The sequence below is a fragment of the Stenotrophomonas sp. 704A1 genome (assembly GCF_030549525.1).
In the GTDB taxonomy this organism is placed as follows: Bacteria; Pseudomonadota; Gammaproteobacteria; order Xanthomonadales; family Xanthomonadaceae; genus Stenotrophomonas; species Stenotrophomonas tuberculopleuritidis.
Map to the genome: position 1 here is coordinate 4,489,998 of NZ_CP130831.1, position 17,491 is coordinate 4,507,488.

At 69.0% G+C, this 17,491-nt stretch carries 16 protein-coding genes; 10 read left to right on the forward strand and 6 right to left on the reverse strand.

The annotated features are described in order from the left end of the window. The first annotated feature begins 44 nt into the window (after positions 1-44). The 5 genes from Q5Z10_RS20515 to Q5Z10_RS20535 all read left to right on the forward strand — a co-directional run bounded on the left by Q5Z10_RS20515 (position 45) and on the right by Q5Z10_RS20535 (position 4,868). Entirely contained in the window at positions 45-1,013 is a 969-nt protein-coding gene (locus tag Q5Z10_RS20515) for an ABC transporter ATP-binding protein (RefSeq protein WP_303637180.1), read from the forward strand. Further along, positions 1,010-1,819, forward strand: coding sequence for an ABC transporter permease (locus Q5Z10_RS20520; RefSeq protein WP_303637181.1), 810 nt, complete (start codon positions 1,010-1,012; stop codon positions 1,817-1,819). The genes Q5Z10_RS20515 and Q5Z10_RS20520 overlap by 4 nt, the downstream gene beginning before the upstream one ends. A 298-nt stretch (positions 1,820-2,117) precedes the next feature. Continuing rightward, positions 2,118-2,885, forward strand: coding sequence for a hypothetical protein (locus tag Q5Z10_RS20525; RefSeq protein WP_303637182.1), 768 nt, complete (start codon positions 2,118-2,120; stop codon positions 2,883-2,885). Positions 2,886-3,003: 118 nt separating this feature from the next. Continuing rightward, positions 3,004-3,942, forward strand: a complete 939-nt coding sequence (gene panE, locus Q5Z10_RS20530; RefSeq protein WP_303637183.1) for a 2-dehydropantoate 2-reductase — start codon at positions 3,004-3,006, stop codon at positions 3,940-3,942. Beyond that, complete coding sequence (locus tag Q5Z10_RS20535; protein WP_303637184.1) at positions 3,942-4,868, forward strand: NAD-dependent epimerase/dehydratase family protein; 927 nt, start codon at positions 3,942-3,944, stop codon at positions 4,866-4,868. The genes panE and Q5Z10_RS20535 overlap by 1 nt, the downstream gene beginning before the upstream one ends. Here the strand turns inward: Q5Z10_RS20535 and Q5Z10_RS20540 are convergent. Further along, positions 4,859-5,656 (reverse strand): TatD family hydrolase, encoded by a 798-nt coding sequence (locus Q5Z10_RS20540; RefSeq protein WP_303637185.1) that lies wholly within the window; start codon positions 5,654-5,656, stop codon positions 4,859-4,861. The genes Q5Z10_RS20535 and Q5Z10_RS20540 overlap by 10 nt on opposite strands. Positions 5,657-5,724: 68 nt before the next feature. On the opposite strand from Q5Z10_RS20540, the gene hrpB reads away from it, so the two are divergent. Then, positions 5,725-8,229 carry an ATP-dependent helicase HrpB gene (gene hrpB / locus Q5Z10_RS20545; protein WP_303637186.1) on the forward strand — a complete coding sequence of 835 codons (2,505 nt, stop codon included), beginning with the start codon at positions 5,725-5,727 and terminating at the stop codon, positions 8,227-8,229. Between the two features lie 128 nt (positions 8,230-8,357). Next, positions 8,358-8,747: a hypothetical protein gene (locus Q5Z10_RS20550; RefSeq protein WP_303637187.1), complete on the forward strand. Its 390-nt coding sequence runs from the start codon at positions 8,358-8,360 to the stop codon at positions 8,745-8,747. A 75-nt stretch (positions 8,748-8,822) separates the two neighbouring features. Here Q5Z10_RS20550 and Q5Z10_RS20555 read toward each other — a convergent pair whose 3' ends face one another. Next, entirely contained in the window at positions 8,823-9,362 is a 540-nt protein-coding gene (locus Q5Z10_RS20555) for a pseudouridine synthase (RefSeq protein ID WP_303637188.1), read from the reverse strand. Positions 9,363-9,442: 80 nt separating this feature from the next. Further along, on the reverse strand, positions 9,443-10,300 hold the full coding sequence (locus Q5Z10_RS20560) for a class I SAM-dependent methyltransferase (protein ID WP_303637189.1): 858 nt from the start codon (positions 10,298-10,300) through the stop codon (positions 9,443-9,445). A 170-nt stretch (positions 10,301-10,470) separates the two neighbouring features. On the opposite strand from Q5Z10_RS20560, the gene Q5Z10_RS20565 reads away from it, so the two are divergent. Then, positions 10,471-11,427, forward strand: a complete 957-nt coding sequence (locus Q5Z10_RS20565) for an aldo/keto reductase (protein WP_303637190.1) — start codon at positions 10,471-10,473, stop codon at positions 11,425-11,427. 83 nt (positions 11,428-11,510) lie between these two features. Here the strand turns inward: Q5Z10_RS20565 and Q5Z10_RS20570 are convergent, their stop codons facing one another. Together Q5Z10_RS20570 and Q5Z10_RS20575 are read right to left on the reverse strand one after the other, a co-directional pair. Continuing rightward, the gene (locus Q5Z10_RS20570) at positions 11,511-12,416 is read right to left on the reverse strand and encodes an NAD(P)/FAD-dependent oxidoreductase (protein ID WP_303637191.1); all 906 of its coding nucleotides are present in this window, start codon (positions 12,414-12,416) and stop codon (positions 11,511-11,513) included. Continuing rightward, positions 12,406-12,861 carry an Rrf2 family transcriptional regulator gene (locus tag Q5Z10_RS20575; protein WP_303637192.1) on the reverse strand — a complete coding sequence of 152 codons (456 nt, stop codon included), beginning with the start codon at positions 12,859-12,861 and terminating at the stop codon, positions 12,406-12,408. Before Q5Z10_RS20575 ends, Q5Z10_RS20570 begins: the two co-directional genes overlap by 11 nt. Positions 12,862-13,044: 183 nt before the next feature. Here Q5Z10_RS20575 and Q5Z10_RS20580 point away from each other — a divergent pair, with 183 nt between their 5' ends. Continuing rightward, entirely contained in the window at positions 13,045-15,168 is a 2,124-nt protein-coding gene (locus Q5Z10_RS20580; protein ID WP_303637193.1) for a methyl-accepting chemotaxis protein, read from the forward strand. A gap of 80 nt (positions 15,169-15,248) precedes the next feature. Here Q5Z10_RS20580 and Q5Z10_RS20585 read toward each other — a convergent pair whose 3' ends face one another. Beyond that, complete coding sequence (locus Q5Z10_RS20585; protein ID WP_303637194.1) at positions 15,249-16,151, reverse strand: LysR family transcriptional regulator; 903 nt, start codon at positions 16,149-16,151, stop codon at positions 15,249-15,251. 104 nt (positions 16,152-16,255) lie between these two features. Here Q5Z10_RS20585 and Q5Z10_RS20590 point away from each other — a divergent pair, with 104 nt between their 5' ends. Next, positions 16,256-17,470 carry an MFS transporter gene (locus Q5Z10_RS20590; RefSeq protein WP_303637195.1) on the forward strand — a complete coding sequence of 405 codons (1,215 nt, stop codon included), beginning with the start codon at positions 16,256-16,258 and terminating at the stop codon, positions 17,468-17,470. Positions 17,471-17,491: the final 21 nt, after the last annotated feature.

Sequence of the window (17,491 nt, forward strand, 5' to 3'; positions counted from 1 at the left end):
GTCTTCTATAATAGCCCCTCCCCGCCCCTCTCCAGCGCCAGCCCATGGGCGCGAAGGCTTCGAGCTTGGCATCCCAGAACGATACGGCGCCCGCCCTGCGCGTGCGCGACCTGCGCAAGACCTACGACAACGGCACCCAGGCCCTGAAGGGGGTTTCCCTGGAAGTGGCCCCGGGCGACTTCTTCGCCCTGCTCGGCCCCAACGGTGCCGGCAAGTCCACCCTGATCGGCATCATCAGCTCCCTGGTCAACCTCAGCGAGGGCCAGGTGGAAGTGTTCGGCAGCGACCTGGTGCGCAACCGCAGCGCCACCATGCGCCTGATCGGGCTGGTGCCGCAGGAGATCAACTTCAACCTGTTCGAGAAGCCTTTCGACATCCTGGTGAACTACGCCGGCTTCTACGGCGTCGCCCGCGAGGAAGCGGAGCAGCGCGCCGAACAGGAACTCAAGCGTGCGCACCTGTGGGAAAAGGCGCAGGTGATGAGCCGCACCCTGTCCGGCGGCATGAAGCGCCGGCTGATGATCGCCCGCGCGATGATGACCCGCCCGCGCCTGCTGATCCTGGACGAGCCGACCGCCGGCGTGGACATCGAGATCCGCCGCGACATGTGGCGCGTGCTGAAGGAGATCAATGCCGCCGGCACCACGATCATCCTCACCACCCACTACCTGGAAGAAGCCGAGTACCTGTGCCGGCACCTGGCGATCATCAATCATGGCCGGATCGTCGAGCAGGGGCCGATGCGCACCCTGCTGGCCAAGCTCGACGTGGAAGGCTTCCTGCTGGACATCGACGGCGACCTGCCGGCGCAGCTGCCGGTGATCGAGGGCGCGACCCTGACCGCGCCTGATCCGCACACGCTGGACATCGACATGCCGCGCGCGATGGACCTCAACCGCGTGTTCGCCACGCTCAACGAGTCCGGCATCCGCGTGCGTTCGATGCGTACCAAGAGCAACCGCCTGGAGGAGCTGTTCGTGCGCCTCACCGGCAACCTGGAGACATCCGCATGAGCGGTACCCCGAACACACCCGCTGCGCAGATCACCGACGGCCAGCGCAACCGCATCGCACTGATGACCATCGTGCGCCGCGAAGTCGCGCGCATCATCCGCATCTGGGGCCAGACCCTGGTGCCGCCGGCGATCACCATGACCCTGTACTTCCTCATCTTCGGCCGCCTGATCGGCTCGCGGGTGGGTGACATGGGCGACTACAGCTACATGGAGTTCATCGTGCCGGGCCTGGTGATGATGAGCGTGATCCAGAACAGCTACGGCAACATCAGCTCCTCGTTCTTCGGCGCCAAGTTCGGCCGCCATGTGGAGGAGCTGCTGGTCAGCCCGATGCCGAACTGGGTGATCCTGTGGGGCTACGTGGCCGGTGCGGTGCTGCGTGGCCTGATGGTCGGCGTGATCGTGCTGATCATCGCCATGTTCTTCACCCCGGTGCGCATCCCGCACCCGCTGGTGACGCTGAGCACGGTGATCCTGGGTGCGACGATCTTCTCGCTGGCCGGTTTCATCAATGCGGTCTACGCCAAGAAGTTCGATGACGTGGCGATCGTGCCGACCTTCATCCTGACCCCGCTGACCTACCTGGGTGGCGTGTTCTATTCGGTGAAGCTGCTGCCGACCTGGGCCGAGGCCGCCACCCATGCCAACCCGATCTTCTACATGGTCAATGCGTTCCGCTATGGCCTGCTGGGCAGCAGTGACGTGCCGCTGTGGGTGGCCTACGCGCTGATGATCGGCTTCGTGGTGGCACTGACCGCGCTGGCGCTGTGGCTGCTGCGCCGTGGCGTGGGCATGCGCAGCTGATGGTTGCCTGCAGGGCCTGCGGCCCTGCACCCGCGGCAAGCCTTAGCAACTTCAACAACAACGGCAAAAGCTGACTATCCGTGGGATGGCGGGGTGGTGTGGATTTGCAGGACACGCCGTGAACCCGTCCATGGGGGCTCGTAGGCGCCATCCATGGCGCCTGCGGTCCTGCAACCCCACACCGCCCCGCCTTCGACAGTTGGCCGGTGGCCAGTAGATTCACGCCATGCGTGGATGAGGCATCACCTGTAGAGCCGAGCCTATGCTCGGCTCTTCTCATTACGGGTAGGCTGTGGACATGAAGATGACCCTCATCCCGCTGGAAAAGGCTGTCTCCGACGGCCCCATCGATGCGTTCAGCCATGCCCTGCTGACCGATGCGCCGACGCTGGATGAGGTACGGGCGTGCCTGGCATCCCTGCGTGCGGACGATGTGCGGCATCGCTATCTGTGCACGTTGGATGATGCCGGCCAGTGCCGTTACACGAGCATGCACGCGTCCGACGATGCGCGCATCGCGCTGTACGACGACGAGGAACCGGCAACGCCTGTCGATGCCCTGCTCGCCCGCGAGCGCGTGCTGGTGCATGTCGTCTCACAACTGGAGCATTCCGCCCATCGCCTGGAGTGGACGGCGCTGGCAGGCACGTTGGCGTGCAATGACGAGGACATTGAAACCCTGGTCGCCGCCAACGCCGCACCGGGCAGCCTTCTGGACGATGTGGTGTGCGTGCAGCGGGTGCCCGTGGATCGCGACGACCTGCTGATCGCCGCGCTGCCCAACGGCTACTTCAGCGCCGACTGGGACATCTTCCAGAACCACGCCTTGATCCGGCACCTGCAGCAGCACCATGGGTACCACCTGTTCGGCCTGGGCGCCTCGTGGCTGGGTTTCCAGCGCAGCAGCGCGCCCACACCGGCAGAAACGCGCACGCTGGTGGAAGACCTGCGCAAGGCCTACGCCGCGGGAGCCGAAGACACCTGGACCCGATTGGCGCAGACGCTGGCCGCGCGCACGACGCTGCTGCTGAGCTACACCGAGGATTTCAGCGCGCGGTTCCCATGAGAAATGCAGCCGGGCATGGGTTCGGCGCTACGCGGGCGGGCACGACCGGCACCGCCGTCGGCCGCGATCTCCGGCACAATCGCAGGCAGACAGTCCCCCAGAAAACGGTGAACGTGCAATGCGCATCCTGATCCTCGGCGCCGGCGGTACCGGCGGTTACTTCGGTGGTCGCCTGGCCCAGGCCGGCGTGGACGTGACCTTCCTGGTACGCGCCACGCGCGCCAGCCAGCTCGACCGCGATGGCCTGGTCATCCGCAGCCCGGTCGGCGATGCCAGCTTCCCGGTACAGCACGTCACCGCCGACGCGCTGCCCGCGCTCGCGGCGCAGAAGCCGTTCGACCTGGTCATCCTCAGTTGCAAGGCCTACGACCTGGACAGCTCGATCGATGCGATCGCGCCCGCCGTCGGTGCCGGCACCAGCGTGCTGCCCATCCTCAACGGCCTGCACCACTACGGCGCACTGGACGCACGCTTCGGCCGCGAGGCGGTGCTCGGCGGCCTGTGTTTCATCAGCGCCACCAAGGCGCCCGACGGTGCGGTGCTGCACCTGGGCAAGCCCGCCAAGCTGACCTTCGGCGAGCGCGACGGGGGTGCGATCTCCGACCGCGTGCGCGCCTTCGCCGCCGCCTGCGCGCAGGCCAACCTGGATCACCTGGCCAGCGCGCGCATCGGCCAGGAGCAATGGATCAAGTACACCTTCCTGGCCGCGCTGGCCGCGGCCACCTGCCTGCTGCGCGCGGACATCGGCACGATCGTCGCCACCGATGACGGCGAAGCCATCGTGCGCGGCCTGTACGACGAGTGCCTGGCCGTGGCCGAGGCCGCCGGCGAACCGGTACCGCAGGCCGCGCAGGACACCGCGCGCGGCACCCTCACCTTGAGCGGATCTGCGCTGAAGGCCTCGATGCTGCGCGATCTGGAAGCCGGCCAGCAGGTGGAAGCGGCGCATATCGTCGGCGACATGCTGGCGCGCGCACGTGCCGCCGGCCAGGAGGCACTGCTGCTGCAGGTGGCCTACAGCAGCCTGCAGGCCTACCAGGCGCAGCGCAGCGCGTGATGGCATCGCCAGCGCCACTGCCGTCGCCGGTGCTGATCCTCGGCCTGGGCTGGAGTGGGCGCGTGCTCGCCGCCAAGCTGCAGGCGCGTGGCGTGCAGGTGTCGGGCACGGTGCGCGATCCGTCGTCGACAGTGTCCGACGATCGACTGCATCGGCACCGCCTGCATGCCGATGCTGCGCCGTCAGCGGCGCTGCTGGAGGCCATCGCACAGGCGCAGGCGGTGCTGTGCAGCGTGCCGCCGGATGCGCAGGGCGATCCTGCACTGCGCCAGCTGCTGCCTGCGCTGCAGGCCAGTACGGCGCTGCGCTGGGTGGGGTATCTATCCTCGACTTCGGTCTATGCCGATCGTGGCGGTGGCTGGGTGGACGAGAACAGCGAATCCGATGCCAGCGAAGCCGCTGGCGTGCAGCGCCGGTTGGCCGAAGCGCAGTGGCGGGCCCTGGCCGACGCGCGTGGTATCGCCTCGGCGGCGTTCCGTCTTCCGGGGCTGTATGGGCCTGGCCGCAATGCGCTGCAGCAGCTGGCTGAAGGGCGCGCGCGCCATGTCGTACGGCCCGGGCTGGTGTTCAACCGGCTGCACGTGGAGGATCTGGCGGCGGTGGTCATCGCGGCAATGCAGCGGCCCACGCGGGATGGACTGTACCTGCCTGCCGATGACGAACCGGCGCCACCGCAGGATGTGCTGGCCTATGCCGCACAGCTCGGTGGATTCACGTTGCCACCGGCGGTGGCCTGGGATGACCCGGCGGTGAGCGCAACGCTGCGGCGCTTCTACGCCAGCAACAAACGCATCGACAGCCGCGGTACGCGCGCGGCGCTGGGGTGGACGCCGACGTTCGTGACGTACCGGGAAGGGCTGGAGGAGCTGGCCGCGTCGCTCGCCGGGCAGGGCCCGCCGCTACCGGACCGCGGCAATCAGGGCTGATCGGGCAGGCGGAAGAAGGTGCGGGTGGCGGCGGTGGCATTGGCCGCGGTCACGGCCACGTCCTCGCCACGGTCGCGGGCCAGTTCCTCGACGATGTGCGAGAGGAACATCGGTTCGTTGCGGCGGTCCTTCGGCATCGGCTTCAGCGTGCGCGGCAGCAGGTAGGGCGCGTCGGTCTCGATCATCAGTCGGTTGGCCGGGATGTTCTTCACCAGCTCGCGCAGGTGCGCACCACGACGCTCGTCGCACAGCCAGCCGGTGATGCCGATGTACCAGTCCTGGTCCAGGTAATCGAACAGCTCGTCGCGTTCGCCGGTGAAGCAATGCACCACCGCCGGGCCGAGACGGCCTTCGAAGTTCTTCATCTGCGCCATGAAGTCCGCATGCGCGTCACGCTGGTGCAGGAACAGCGGCTTGCCATTCTCCGAGGCCAGCTGCAGCTGGCGCTCGAACGCACGGTGCTGGGCGGGGCGCGGCGAGAAATCACGGAAGTAATCCAGCCCGCATTCGCCCACCGCCACCACTTCCGGGTGGGCATGCAGCGCGCGCATCTCGGCATCGCACTCCTCGGTGTACTCCACCGCGTGATGCGGGTGCACGCCGGCGGTGGCGTACAGGAAACCCGGGTGCTGCTGCGCCAGTTGCACCGCCAGCGGGGAATGCTCGCGGCTGGCGCCGGTGATGACCATCTGCACCACGCCGGCCTGGCGCGCGCGGTCCAGCACCGCATCGCGGTCACGGTCGAAGGAGTCGTGGGTCAGGTTGGCGCCGATATCGATCAGATGCATGGGGCAGCAGGGGGCGGGAAATCCCGCGCATTGTACCCGCCGCCGCCGCGGCCCCTTATCCTTTGCGCATGAGTACCGCGCAATTCCCCATTTCCCCGCTGTTGCCGCAGATCCAGCAGCACCTGGCCGCACACCCGCGGCTGGTGCTGGAGGCGCCGCCCGGTGCCGGCAAGACCACCCAGGTGCCGCTGGCGCTGCTCGACGCGCCGTGGCTGCAGGGTCGCAGGATCATCCTGCTGGAGCCGCGCCGGGTGGCGGCACGCAGCGCGGCGCTGTTCATGGCGCGGCAGCTGGGCGACGAGGTGGGCGGCACGGTCGGCTACCGCATCCGCTTCGAGAACAGGGTCTCGGCCCGCACCCGGATCGAGGTCGTCACCGAAGGCATCCTCACCCGCATGCTGCAGGACGACCCGATGCTGGAAGAGGTCGGTGCGATCCTGTTCGATGAATTCCACGAGCGCCATCTCAGCGGTGACCTCGGCCTGGCGCTGGCACTGGATGTGCAGGCGCAGCTGCGCGAGGACCTGCGCCTGCTGGTGATGTCGGCCACGCTGGACGGTGAACGCCTGGCCCGCTTCCTGGACGCGCCACGGCTGAGCAGCGAGGGCCGCAGCTATCCGGTGGCGATCAGCCACTTCCCGGCGCGCCGCGACGAAGGGCTGGAACTGCAGGTGCGCCGCGCCGTGCAGCAGGCGCTGGCCGAGCACCCCGGCGACCTGCTGGTGTTCCTGCCCGGCCAGCGCGAGATCGCGCGGGTGCAGGCCGGCCTGCAGGACGCGCTGGATGCCGGTGTGGAGGTCCTTGCCCTGCACGGCGAGCTGCCGGTGGAACAGCAGGCGCGCGTACTGCAGGCCGCCGCCGACGGTCGCCGCCGCGTGGTGCTGGCCACCAACGTGGCCGAGTCTTCGGTGACCCTGCCTGGCGTGCGCGTGGTGATCGACAGCGGACAGGCGCGTGAGCCCCGCTATGACCCCAACAGCGGATTCACCCGGCTGGACGTGGTGGCCATCGCGCAGGCGTCGGCCGACCAGCGTGCCGGGCGCGCCGGGCGTGTCGCCGACGGCGTGGCCTGGCGGCTGTGGCCGCAGTCGCAGCGGCTGGAGCCGCAGCGCCGCGCCGAGATCGACCAGGTCGAGCTGGCCGGGCTGGCACTGGAGCTGGCGGCCTGGGGCAGCAGCGACCTGCGCTTCCTCGACCCGCCGCCTTCCGGCCCGATGGCCGCCGCACGCGAACTGCTGCAGCGGCTGGGCGCGCTGTCCGATACCGGCGCGATCACCGCGCTGGGCCGTCGCGTGCTGGCGCTGGGCACGCATCCGCGGATCGCGGCGATGCTGCTGGGCGCACCCGATGCGCGCGCGCAGGCGCTGGCCGCCGATCTGGCCGCCCTGCTGGAAGCGCGCGATCCGCTGCGCCAGGGCGGTGATGCGCTGGCCGCGCGTTGGCGGGCACTGGCCGCATTCCGCAACGGCCGCGCAGCGGCCGACGCCAACCGCAGCGGGCTGGCCGCGATCGATGCGGCGGCCAAGCAGTGGCGACGCCGCCTGCGCTGTGACGCGTCGCCACCGGCCAGCATCGACGCGCACGAACTGGGCGACCTGCTCGCACATGCCTTCCCTGACCGCATCGCCTTCCAGCACCCCAGCGATCCGCTGCGCTACCTGCTCGCCAATGGCCGCAGCGCGCGCCTGCACGAACTGAGCGACCTGCGCGGCGAGCCGTGGCTGGTGGCCAGCGAACTGCGCTTCGAGGCGCGCGATGCGCTGCTGCTGCGTGCCGCACCGGTGGATGAAGCCCAACTGCGCAAGGCGTGGCCGGAGCGCTTCATCACTGAAGACGTGGTGCGCTGGGACAGCGAGCGTCGCGCGCTGGTGGCACTGCGCGAGACCCGTTTCGACCGCATCGTGCTGGACAGTCGCTCGGCCGGCCGGGTCGATCCACAGCACGCCGCCCAGGCGCTCACCGACGCGGTGGCCGAACTCGGCCTGCAGGCGCTGCCGTGGACCGACGGACTGCGCCAGTGGCAGGCCCGGGTCGAGTCGCTGCGGCGCTGGATGCCGGAGCTGGACCTGCCCGACTGCAGCGACGCGGCCTTGCTGGCCAACCGTGCGCAGTGGCTGCAGCCCGCGTTCGCTGGCAAGAGCCGGTTGGATGCGCTGGACGAGGCCAGTTTCGGCGAAGCGCTGAAGTCGCCATTGGAGTGGTCGCAGCGGCAACAGGTTGAACGCCATGCACCCACCCGCATCACCGTGCCCTCCGGGCTGGAGCGGCCAATCACCTACGCGCTGGACAGCGAAAGCGGCGAACCGCTGCCGCCGGTGCTGGCCGTGAAGCTGCAGGAACTGTTCGGCCTGGCCGACACGCCGCGCATCGCCGAGGGCCGGGTGCCGCTGACCCTGCACCTGCTGTCGCCGGGTGGCAGGCCGTTGCAGGTGACCCAGGATCTGCGCAATTTCTGGGAGAACACCTACGCCGAGGTCAAGAAGGAGATGAAGGGCCGCTACCCACGCCACCCGTGGCCGGACGACCCGTGGACGGCCACGGCGACCCACCGCGCCAAGCCGCGCGGGACGTAATGCATACCGACACCCCGCCCGTTCCTGAATGGCTGCGGTAGAGTCACACCACGCGCCCGTCTGACTGACATACCGTTTACGGGCAACAGGCGACACTGGACTTCGACCCGAGGCAAGGACACCCCCGCATGAGCAAGCTGACCGTAATCACCGACCGCGCCCTGGAGCGCGCCCTCGACCTGGCCCATACCGCAGGCGATGGCCTGAAGAGCGCTGGCGGCAGCCTGCGTCACCTCGGCCCGCAGGCCAGCGACTGGATCAAGACCGGTGCCGCCCTGGGTGCGGTGAAGACCGGCGGCAAGGTCGCCACCAAATTCGCCCGTCGCAATCCGGCGGTGACCATCGCGGCAGCTGCCGTGGGCGTGGGCCTGCTGGGCTATGCGCTGTACCGCAAGCAGCAGAAGAAGAAGGCCGCCAATGGCCATGTGGTCAACGGCCAGGCACAGCGCATCCATGCGCGCGATCGCCGCAACGACACCGTGGTCGACGAACACAGCGACATCGGCAGCGACGCCTGAGTTTCGATCATGGGGTAACGGGGCCGGCACGCGCGATGCAGCGCGTGCCGGCCCTTCGTGTTTGTGCAGAGCTGCTCAGCCGATCTGCCGCCACTGCCCCGGCTGCAGGTCGTCCAGCCGGTACGGGCCCATCGATACCCGCACCAGGCGCAGCGTCGGCAGGTTCACTGCCGCGGTCATCCGCCGCACCTGGCGGTTGCGCCCTTCGCGGATCGTGATGGCCAGCCAGCTGTCGGGCACCGTCTTGCGGAAGCGTACCGGCGGATCCCGCGTCCACAGCTGCGGCGCCGGATCGAGGCGCTCGATCCTGGCCGGCAGCGTCGGCCCGTCGTTGAGCACCACCCCGTCGCGCAGCCGTTGCAACTGCTCATCGCTGGGCGTCCCTTCCACCTGCACCCAGTAGGTCTTGTCGGCCTTGTGCTTCGGGTCGGTCAGCTTGTGCGCCAGCGTGCCGTTGTCGGTCAACAGCAACAGGCCTTCACTGTCATGGTCGAGCCGACCGGCGGCGTATACGCGCGGCGGCAGGCCGAACCCGGCCAGGGTCGGTCGCGGCGGTACGCTGCGGTCGGTGAACTGGCAGAGCACGTTGAACGGCTTGTTGAAGGCAATCAGCATCGCGGAAGCGGCAGGCGGCGGGCGTGGCATTGTCCCATGCCACGCCGCGTGCCCGCCGGTCCTGGCCCGGTGCTGCCGGGTTATGGCTTGATGAAGCGCAGGGTCATGCGGTCGCTTTCACCGATGGCCTGGTACTTCGCCGCGTCGGCCTTGTCATGCTGGTTGGTCGGCGGCAGCGTCCACACGCCATTCGGGTGGTCCTTGCTGTCGCGCGGGTTGGCGTTGACCTCACTGCGCGCATCCAGCTTGAAGCCGGCGGCCTCGGCCATCGCGATCACCTGCTGCTGGCCGACGTAGCCGGTGTCATCGTCATCGGCCACATCAGCCTTGGCGCGGTGTTCGACCACGCCGAGCACGCCGCCCGGCTTGAGCACGTTGAAGAAGCCCTGGAACATGCCCTGCGCCTGGCCGGCCTTGCGCCAGTTGTGCACGTTGCGGAAGGTCAGCACCACGTCGGCCGAGTTGGCGGGGCCGAACACCGGCTTGGCCGGGTCGTAGGCCACCACGGCGGTCTTGTCGAACTGCGCCGGTGCCGCGGCGTACTTCTTTTCCAGGCTGTCGCGGCTGCGCTGCTGGTAGTCGCGGCCACGGCCTTCCGGCACGGCCTGCGGGTCGACCACGGCGGCGATGTAATGGCCCTGGTCACGCAGCAGCGGCGCCAGGATTTCCGAATACCAGCCGTTGCCGGGAGTGATTTCAATGACGGTCTTCTGCGGTGCCACAGTGAAGAACGACAGTGTCTGCGCAGGATGCCGGAAGCCATCGCGCTTGACGTTGGCCGGATCGCGGGTCGGCGCCTTCACCGCCGTGTCGATGGCCGGCGATACCTGGATCTTCGCCGCTGCCGCCGGGGTCGGCGCGGCGATGGCGGGAACGGCGACCAGCAGCGCCGATGCGAGCAGCAGGCGGCAACCACGCAGGGAAGAGGCAGCAATCATCAGGGCGACTCCAGCGGAAGATGCGGCGAGACTAGCAGCCACCGCGCCCAAGGTGTTCACAAAACGTTAGCCGCGCGCACGCGACGGAACACTGTTTTGTGGGGGGCGCCGCAGCGCGGTAACACCCCGCGCTCTATGCTGGAGAACTTCCCCCCAAGGAGTCCGTGCCCATGACGGCAATCCGTGAACTGGGCCGTTCCGGCCTGCATGTACGTCCGCTCGCCTTCGGTGGCAACGTGTTCGGCTGGAGCGCAGACGAAAAGGCCAGTTTCGCCCTGCTCGATGCCTTCGTGGATGCAGGCTTCAACCTGGTGGATACCGCCGACGTGTATTCAGCCTGGGTGCCGGGCAACCAGGGCGGCGAGTCGGAAACCCTGCTCGGCAGGTGGTTCGCCCGCAGCGGCAAGCGCGACAAGGTCGTGCTGGCCACCAAGGTCGGCAAGTGGGCCGAACGCCCCGGGCTGACTCCGGACAACATCAATGCCGCGGTGGAAGATTCGCTGCGCCGCCTGCAGACCGACGTGATCGATCTGTACCAGGCCCACGAGGATGATGAATCGACGCCGCTGGAGGCCACGCTGGCCGCCTTCGGCCGCTTGATCGAAGCCGGCAAGGTGCGCGCGATCGGCGCCTCCAACTACAGCGCCACGCGCCTGGCCGATGCACTGAAGGTCTCCACGGATTACAGGCTGCCGCGTTATGAAACCCTGCAGCCGGAGTACAACCTGTACGACCGGGCCGGCTATGAGACGGCGCTGGAACCGCTGGTGCAGCGCGAACAGATCGGCGTGATCAACTACTACGCGCTGGCCAGTGGCTTCCTCAGCGGCAAGTACCGCAGCGCCGACGATGCCGGCAAGAGCAGCGCGCGCGGCGCCACCGTGGTGAAGCGTTATCTGAACCCGCGCGGCCTGCGCATCCTGCAGGCGTTGGACGATGTGGCCAGCAGGCACACTGCCAGCCCCGCACAGATCGCGCTGGCCTGGCAGATCGCACGGCCGTCGATCACCGCCCCGATCGTCAGCGCCACCAGCGTGGAACAGCTGCACGACCTGCTGGCGGCCGCCAATGTCGGCCTGAGCGGGCAGGACGTCGCGCAGCTGGATGCGGCCAGCGTCGAGGGCTGATCGCACGCCGTTGCCCTCTCCTCCGCGCTTGGCATGGATGCAGTGGTGCCGATCCGGGTCGGCACCTGCCAGCGCCCCTGCCGTCAGCGCGGCAGGCTGTCCTCGGCCACCAGCGCGTGATGCACGGCGATGCCGGCGCGCACGCCTTCGGCCGTGGCCAGGGTGATGTTGCCCACGGTGGTCGCATCGCCGGCGGCGTACACGTTCGCAACCGAGGTCTGTTTCATCGCGTCGACCTCCACCAGCACGCCCAGCGGGCTTTCCACCAGCGCACAGCCCAGCTGCTGCACCAGCGGCGTGGCCATGCCCTGCAGTGCGGGCACGAACAGGGCGCGCTGTGCGATGCGGCGGCCATCGGCCAGCTCCACCTCCAGCCAGGTCGGCTGGTCACCCTGCACGCGCACCACCGGCGTGGTTTCCACCTGCACTCCCCGCTGCATGAGGGCGGCACTGTCGTCGGCGCCGATCTCCCGCCCCTGGCTGAAGAAGGTCACGTTGCCCCAGTCGGCGAACAGCGGCGCCTTGCTGGCCGAGAACGGCTGGCCACCCAGCAGCCCGATCGCCCCGCCACCCACTTCGTAACCATGGCAGTACGGGCAGTGCAGCACGGTGCTGCCCCAACGCTCTGCCAGGCCGGGCAGGTCCGGCAGCTGGTCGGCAATGCCGGTCGCCAGCAGCAGCTTGCGCGCGGCCAGCCGTTGGCCATCGGCGGTCTGCACCTGCACGCCGGCGCTGCTGGCATGGGCCTGCACGGCCTCGGCGTGCAGCCAGCGCACGCTGGGATAGTCCAGCAGCTGCTGGCGGGCGTTCTTCAGCAGCTCGGCACCGCTGATGCCGTCCATGCCCAGCACGCCATGCGAATGGCTGGCAGCGCGGTTGCGCGGTGTGCCGGCGTCGATGATCGTGACCGGCCGGCGCGCGCGCGCCAGGATCAGCCCGGCGGCGATGCCGGCGTAGCTGCCGCCGACGATGAGGACATCAGGGTTCATGGTGACCTTCCAGGGAACGGTGGTGGGCAAGATGGCGGGCGAAGTCGGCGCCCAGCTGGTCCAGCGTGGTGGCGCGCAGCCGCTGCTCGAGCAGGCGCTGCGCCTCGCGTGCACCTTCCAGCAGGGCGTCGTTGACCAGCTGCTGGATCGGGCAGCCGGCCGTGCCCTCGCGGGTACCGACCTGCACCAGCGGCGGCGCACCGACCGCCAGGTAGATGTCGTGCAGGCTGATGCTGGCCGCGTCGCGGGCCAGCTGGCTGCCACCGCCATGCCCGCGCAGGCTGCGCACCAGGCCGGCCCGGTGCATCTGCGCCAGCAGGCGGCGGATCACCACCGGGTGGGTGGGCAGGCAGCTGGCCAGCTGTTCGGAGGTCCGCGGCCCCGGCTGGCCGACCAGGTGGGCCATCACGTGCAGGGCGTCGGAAAGCGGGTTGGCGGATTTCATGTAACCAGACTAGTTACATTTAATCCCGCTGTCGAGGGTCTTGTTTTGTTCCATATGGACACATTTGTCCTATGAAACATTTCCTTCACGTCACTAAACGAAACGCGAATGTGACACACATCGCACTTCAGAGACCTCAAGCCCGGTCGATACCGCATCGCTCCCCTTCCGAGATCTCGCCCCATGAATGCCTCTTCCCATGCGCCGCGGCTGCAGTCGAAGCTGCTCGGTGCCGTTTCTGTCGGTCTGGCCGTTGTCCTGCTGTGCGCCCTTGCGGGTCTGGCATCGGCCTGGTTGAAGTTGTCCACCGAGGTTCCGCCGGAGGTCGCCCACAGCCGCGATGCCGAGCGCCTGCAGCGCGAGTTCCGCGGCCAGGTGCAGGAATGGAAGAACGTGCTGCTGCGCGGCCGCGATGCCGAGCTGCGCAAGCGTCACCTGCAGGCGTTCGACAGCGAGGGCCGCCTGGTTGCCGACCTTGCCAAGGGCCTGGCGACCAGCCCCGATGCCCGCACACGCGAACTGGCGCGGTCCTTCGCCACCCAGCACGCGCAGTTGCAGCAGGCCTACCACGGTGCGCTGCAGGCGTTCGCCGCCGCCGACCACGATCCGGCAGCCGGCGACGCCCTGGTGCGCGGCAAGGACCGGCCGCTGACGCAGGCGCTGGATGCGCTGAGCGCACGGACCAGCGCGGTGGCCGAAGCCGCAGTGAACGCGCGGTCGCAGGCATCACGACAGATGCTGGTGCTGTGCGCGGTGCTGACCGTGGTCGCCGCGGTGCTGCTGCTGACCGGTCTGGGCTGGTGGCTGCGGCGCGCGGTGGTGCAGCCGGTGCTGGCGGTGGAAGCGGCGGCACGTGCGGTCGCGGCAGGCGACCTCGATCATGTGGTGCAGGTCCGCAGCCGTGATGAGATCGGCCGCCTGGCCCAGGCCATGCAGGCGGTGCAGGGCACCCTGCGCGGCGTGCTGGCCGCGCAGGCGGCGATGGCGCAGTCGCACGACGCCGGCACCATCAGCCACCGCATGGACGCCAGCGCGTTTCCCGGTGCGTACGGCAGGATGGTGGCCGAAACCAATGCCCTGGTCGATGCGCACATCCAGGTGAAGATGCGCGCGATTTCGATCATGGGCCGCTACGCGGTGGGCGACCTCAGCCAGGACATGGAACGCCTGCCCGGCGAAAAGGCAGTGATCACCGAAGCACTGGATGCAGTGAAGTCCAATCTCGGCGCGATCAACGGCGAGATCCGCCGCCTGGCCGAGGCCGCCGCCGCCGGCGATTTCAGCCAGCGCGGCCAGAGCGCGCGCTTCGAACATGACTTCCGGGCGATGGTCGAGGGCCTGAACCAGCTGATGCAGACCACCGACCACAACCTGGCCGAGGTTTCGACGATGCTGCGCGCGATCGCCGATGGCCGCCTTGGCGCGCGCATGCAGGGCGACTTCCAGGGCGTGTTCGCGCGCATCGCCGGCGACGCCAACACCACTGCGGCGCAGCTGGCCACGATCGTCAGCGACATCAAGCACGCCTCGGGCAACATCCACACCGCCGCAGCCGAAATCGCCGCCGGCAACAACGATCTGTCGCGCCGCACCGAGCAGCAGGCGGCCAACCTGGAGGAGACCGCTGCGTCGATGGAGGAGCTGACCTCCACCGTGCGCCAGAACGCCGAGCACGCGCGCCAGGCCAACCAGCTGGCGATCGGCGCACACGGTGTGGCCTCGCAGGGCGGCGAGGTGGTCGGCCAGGTGGTGGCGACCATGGATGCGATCGAAGGTTCGTCGCGGCAGATCGCAGAGATCATCAGCGTGATCGACGGCATCGCGTTCCAGACCAACATCCTGGCCCTGAACGCTGCCGTGGAAGCGGCGCGCGCCGGCGAGCAGGGCCGCGGCTTCGCCGTGGTCGCCAGCGAGGTGCGCACGCTGGCACAGCGCTCGGCTGCCGCTGCCAAGGAGATCAAGTCACTGATCGAGGCGTCGGTCGAACAGGTCGGCCACGGCGCCCAGCACGTGCGCCGCGCCGGCCAGACCATGGCCGAGATCGTGGCCTCGGTGCAGCGCGTGACCGACATCATGGCCGAGATCTCGGCCGCCTCGCAGGAACAGAGCGCCGGCATCGAGCAGGTCAGCCAGACCATCATCCAGATGGATGGCACCACCCAGCAGAATGCCGCGCTGGTGGAGGAAGCCAGCGCCGCTGCGCGCAGCCTGGACCAGCAGGCCGACCGCCTGATCGAAGCGGTGGACGTGTTCGATCTGGCGACGGCGACGGCGACGAGCAGGAACGCGTTTTCGCGCGCCGCCTGACGTCTCCGCCGGGAATGGAGCGGCGCTGCCGCCGCGCCAGTACGGTAGCGCCGGGCCCTGCCCGGCGAGCGCAGCCGGCCTCAGCGCAGGTAGTCGGACTGCGCCATCACCTCGCCCAGGTGATCCAGGAACGAACTGATCCGGGCCGACACCGCGGTGTTGCGGTAGTACACCGCATGGATCGGCTGGTACACATCCAGCGTGTGCGCGGCCAGCACCGGCACCAGGGTGCCGGCGGCGCGGTCGCGATCGGTCACGAAGTCGGACAGGCAGGTGATGCCCACACCCTCCACTGCCAGCCGGCGCAGGGTTTCGCCACTGGATGCGGCCACGTCCGGACGCACCAGCAGTTGCCCGTCGGCATCGCCGGGCAGCGGCCAGCGGTTCAGCGATTCGGGCTCGTTGAACCCCAGCAGCGTGTGCTGGCCCAGCGCCGCCACGCTGGGCGGTTCACCGTGGGCCTGCAGATAGGCAGGGCTGGCCAGCAGCTGCAGCCGGCAGCGGCCCAGCGGGCGCGCGTGCAGGGTGGAGTCGGCCAGCGGGCCGATGCGGATGGCCAGATCGGTGCGCCGCTCCAGCAGGTCGATGTAGCGCTCGGAGCTGTTCAGTTCCAGCTGCACCTCCGGGTAGCGCGCGCGATAGCCGGCCACCAGCGGTGCGATCACCTGCAGCACGAAGGGCATCGCCGCGTCCACGCGCAGCCGGCCGCTCGGCCGTTCGCGGCGGGCGGCCATCTGTTCTTCGGCAGATTCCACCGCATCGATGATCGCGCGCGCATGGCGCAGGTAGGCCTCGCCCTCGGCGGTGAGGTGCAGGCGGCGGGTGGTGCGGGTCAGCAGGGTCGTGCCCAGCTTGTCCTCCAGCCGGCCCAGTGCGCGACTGACACCGGACGGCGTCTGCCCCAGCTGCTCGGCGGCGGCGCTGATCGAACCGCAGTCGATCACCGCCAGGAAGGCCTGCATCTCGTCGAGGGTGGTTTTCATGGCGCCATTATTGACCATGGCGCAAGAGTGATTGGCGTGAAGACCGGTTTTTCGGTCCGGGCGGGCCGCGCACACTGCGCGCCTTCCTTCTGCTGGAGCCGGCCATGACCCGTGGCATTCCCCTCGCACTGCTGGCGTTGACCCTCGGCGCCTTCGCCATCGGCACCACCGAATTCGTCATCGTCGGCCTGATTCCGACCATCGCCGCTGACCTGCAGGTCAGCCTGCCCTCGGCCGGCCTGCTGGTTTCGCTGTACGCGCTCGGCGTGGCCATCGGCGCACCTGTGCTGACCGCGCTCACCGGCCGCGTACCGCGCAAGACCCTGCTGGTGGCGCTGATGGTGTTGTTCACCCTGGGCAACGTCATCGCCTGGATGGCGCCGGGCTACACCTCGCTGATCGTCGCCCGCATCCTCACCGGGCTGGCGCACGGCGTGTTCTTCTCCATCGGTTCGATCATCGCCACGGCGGTGGTGCCGAAGGAAAAGGCCGCCAGCGCGATCGCCATCATGTTCACCGGCTTGACCGTGGCACTGGTCACCGGCGTGCCGCTGGGTACGTTCGTCGGCCAGCACCTGGGCTGGCGCGCCACCTTCCTGGCGGTGGCCGGGCTCGGCGTGGTCGCGCTGCTGGGCGCGCTGCTGTTCGTGCCGCGCAGGCTGCCGCAGAGTGCGCCGGCCAGCATGCGCCAGCAGCTGGGCGTGCTGGCGCAGCCGCGCCTGCTGCTGGTCTATGCGATGACCGCACTGGGCTACGGCGGCACCTTCCTGGCCTTCACCTACCTGGCGCCGATCCTGCAGGAGGTCACCGGCTTTTCGGCCAACGCGGTCAGCCTGGTGCTGCTGGTGTACGGCGTGTCGGTGGCCATCGGCAATCTGTGGGGCGGCCGCCTGGCCGACCGGCTGGGTCCGGTCCCCGCGCTGAAGCGCATCTTCGCGCTGCTGGCGCTGGTGCTGCTGGTGCTGACCTTCACCGCACACAGCCCCTGGCTGATGCTGCTGACCGTGCTCGCCCTGGGCGCGGTGGCATTCGGCAACGTGCCCGGTCTGCAGGTGTATGTGGTCAAGCAGGCGCAGCGCTACGCCCCGCAGGCTACCGACGTGGCGTCGGGCCTGAACATCGCCGCCTTCAACATCGGCATCGCCCTGGGCGCCTCGCTGGGCGGCCTGGTGGTCGAGCACATCGGCCTGATGCACACACCCTGGCTGGGTGCGCTGGTGGTGGTGGGCGCGTACGCGCTGACCGTACTGAGTGGCCGCCTGGACCGCCGTGATGGAATCGATGACCGCGCCGATGGCATTGCCGTGGCCGCCCATTGACGATCCGTGCAATGCACTGTT

Coding starts and splice junctions, on each gene's coding strand:
- Q5Z10_RS20550 (WP_303637187.1), top strand. CDS start 8,358: ATGAGCAAGCTGACCGTAATCACCGACCGCGCCCTGGAGCGCGCCCTC.
- Q5Z10_RS20525 (WP_303637182.1), top strand. CDS start 2,118: ATGAAGATGACCCTCATCCCGCTGGAAAAGGCTGTCTCCGACGGCCCC.
- hrpB (WP_303637186.1), top strand. CDS start 5,725: ATGAGTACCGCGCAATTCCCCATTTCCCCGCTGTTGCCGCAGATCCAG.
- Q5Z10_RS20555 (WP_303637188.1), bottom strand. CDS start 9,362: ATGCTGATTGCCTTCAACAAGCCGTTCAACGTGCTCTGCCAGTTCACC.
- Q5Z10_RS20535 (WP_303637184.1), top strand. CDS start 3,942: ATGGCATCGCCAGCGCCACTGCCGTCGCCGGTGCTGATCCTCGGCCTG.
- Q5Z10_RS20580 (WP_303637193.1), top strand. CDS start 13,045: ATGAATGCCTCTTCCCATGCGCCGCGGCTGCAGTCGAAGCTGCTCGGT.
- Q5Z10_RS20560 (WP_303637189.1), bottom strand. CDS start 10,300: ATGATTGCTGCCTCTTCCCTGCGTGGTTGCCGCCTGCTGCTCGCATCG.
- Q5Z10_RS20520 (WP_303637181.1), top strand. CDS start 1,010: ATGAGCGGTACCCCGAACACACCCGCTGCGCAGATCACCGACGGCCAG.
- Q5Z10_RS20585 (WP_303637194.1), bottom strand. CDS start 16,151: ATGAAAACCACCCTCGACGAGATGCAGGCCTTCCTGGCGGTGATCGAC.
- Q5Z10_RS20590 (WP_303637195.1), top strand. CDS start 16,256: ATGACCCGTGGCATTCCCCTCGCACTGCTGGCGTTGACCCTCGGCGCC.
- Q5Z10_RS20540 (WP_303637185.1), bottom strand. CDS start 5,656: ATGCATCTGATCGATATCGGCGCCAACCTGACCCACGACTCCTTCGAC.
- Q5Z10_RS20515 (WP_303637180.1), top strand. CDS start 45: ATGGGCGCGAAGGCTTCGAGCTTGGCATCCCAGAACGATACGGCGCCC.
- Q5Z10_RS20565 (WP_303637190.1), top strand. CDS start 10,471: ATGACGGCAATCCGTGAACTGGGCCGTTCCGGCCTGCATGTACGTCCG.
- Q5Z10_RS20570 (WP_303637191.1), bottom strand. CDS start 12,416: ATGAACCCTGATGTCCTCATCGTCGGCGGCAGCTACGCCGGCATCGCC.
- panE (WP_303637183.1), top strand. CDS start 3,004: ATGCGCATCCTGATCCTCGGCGCCGGCGGTACCGGCGGTTACTTCGGT.
- Q5Z10_RS20575 (WP_303637192.1), bottom strand. CDS start 12,861: ATGAAATCCGCCAACCCGCTTTCCGACGCCCTGCACGTGATGGCCCAC.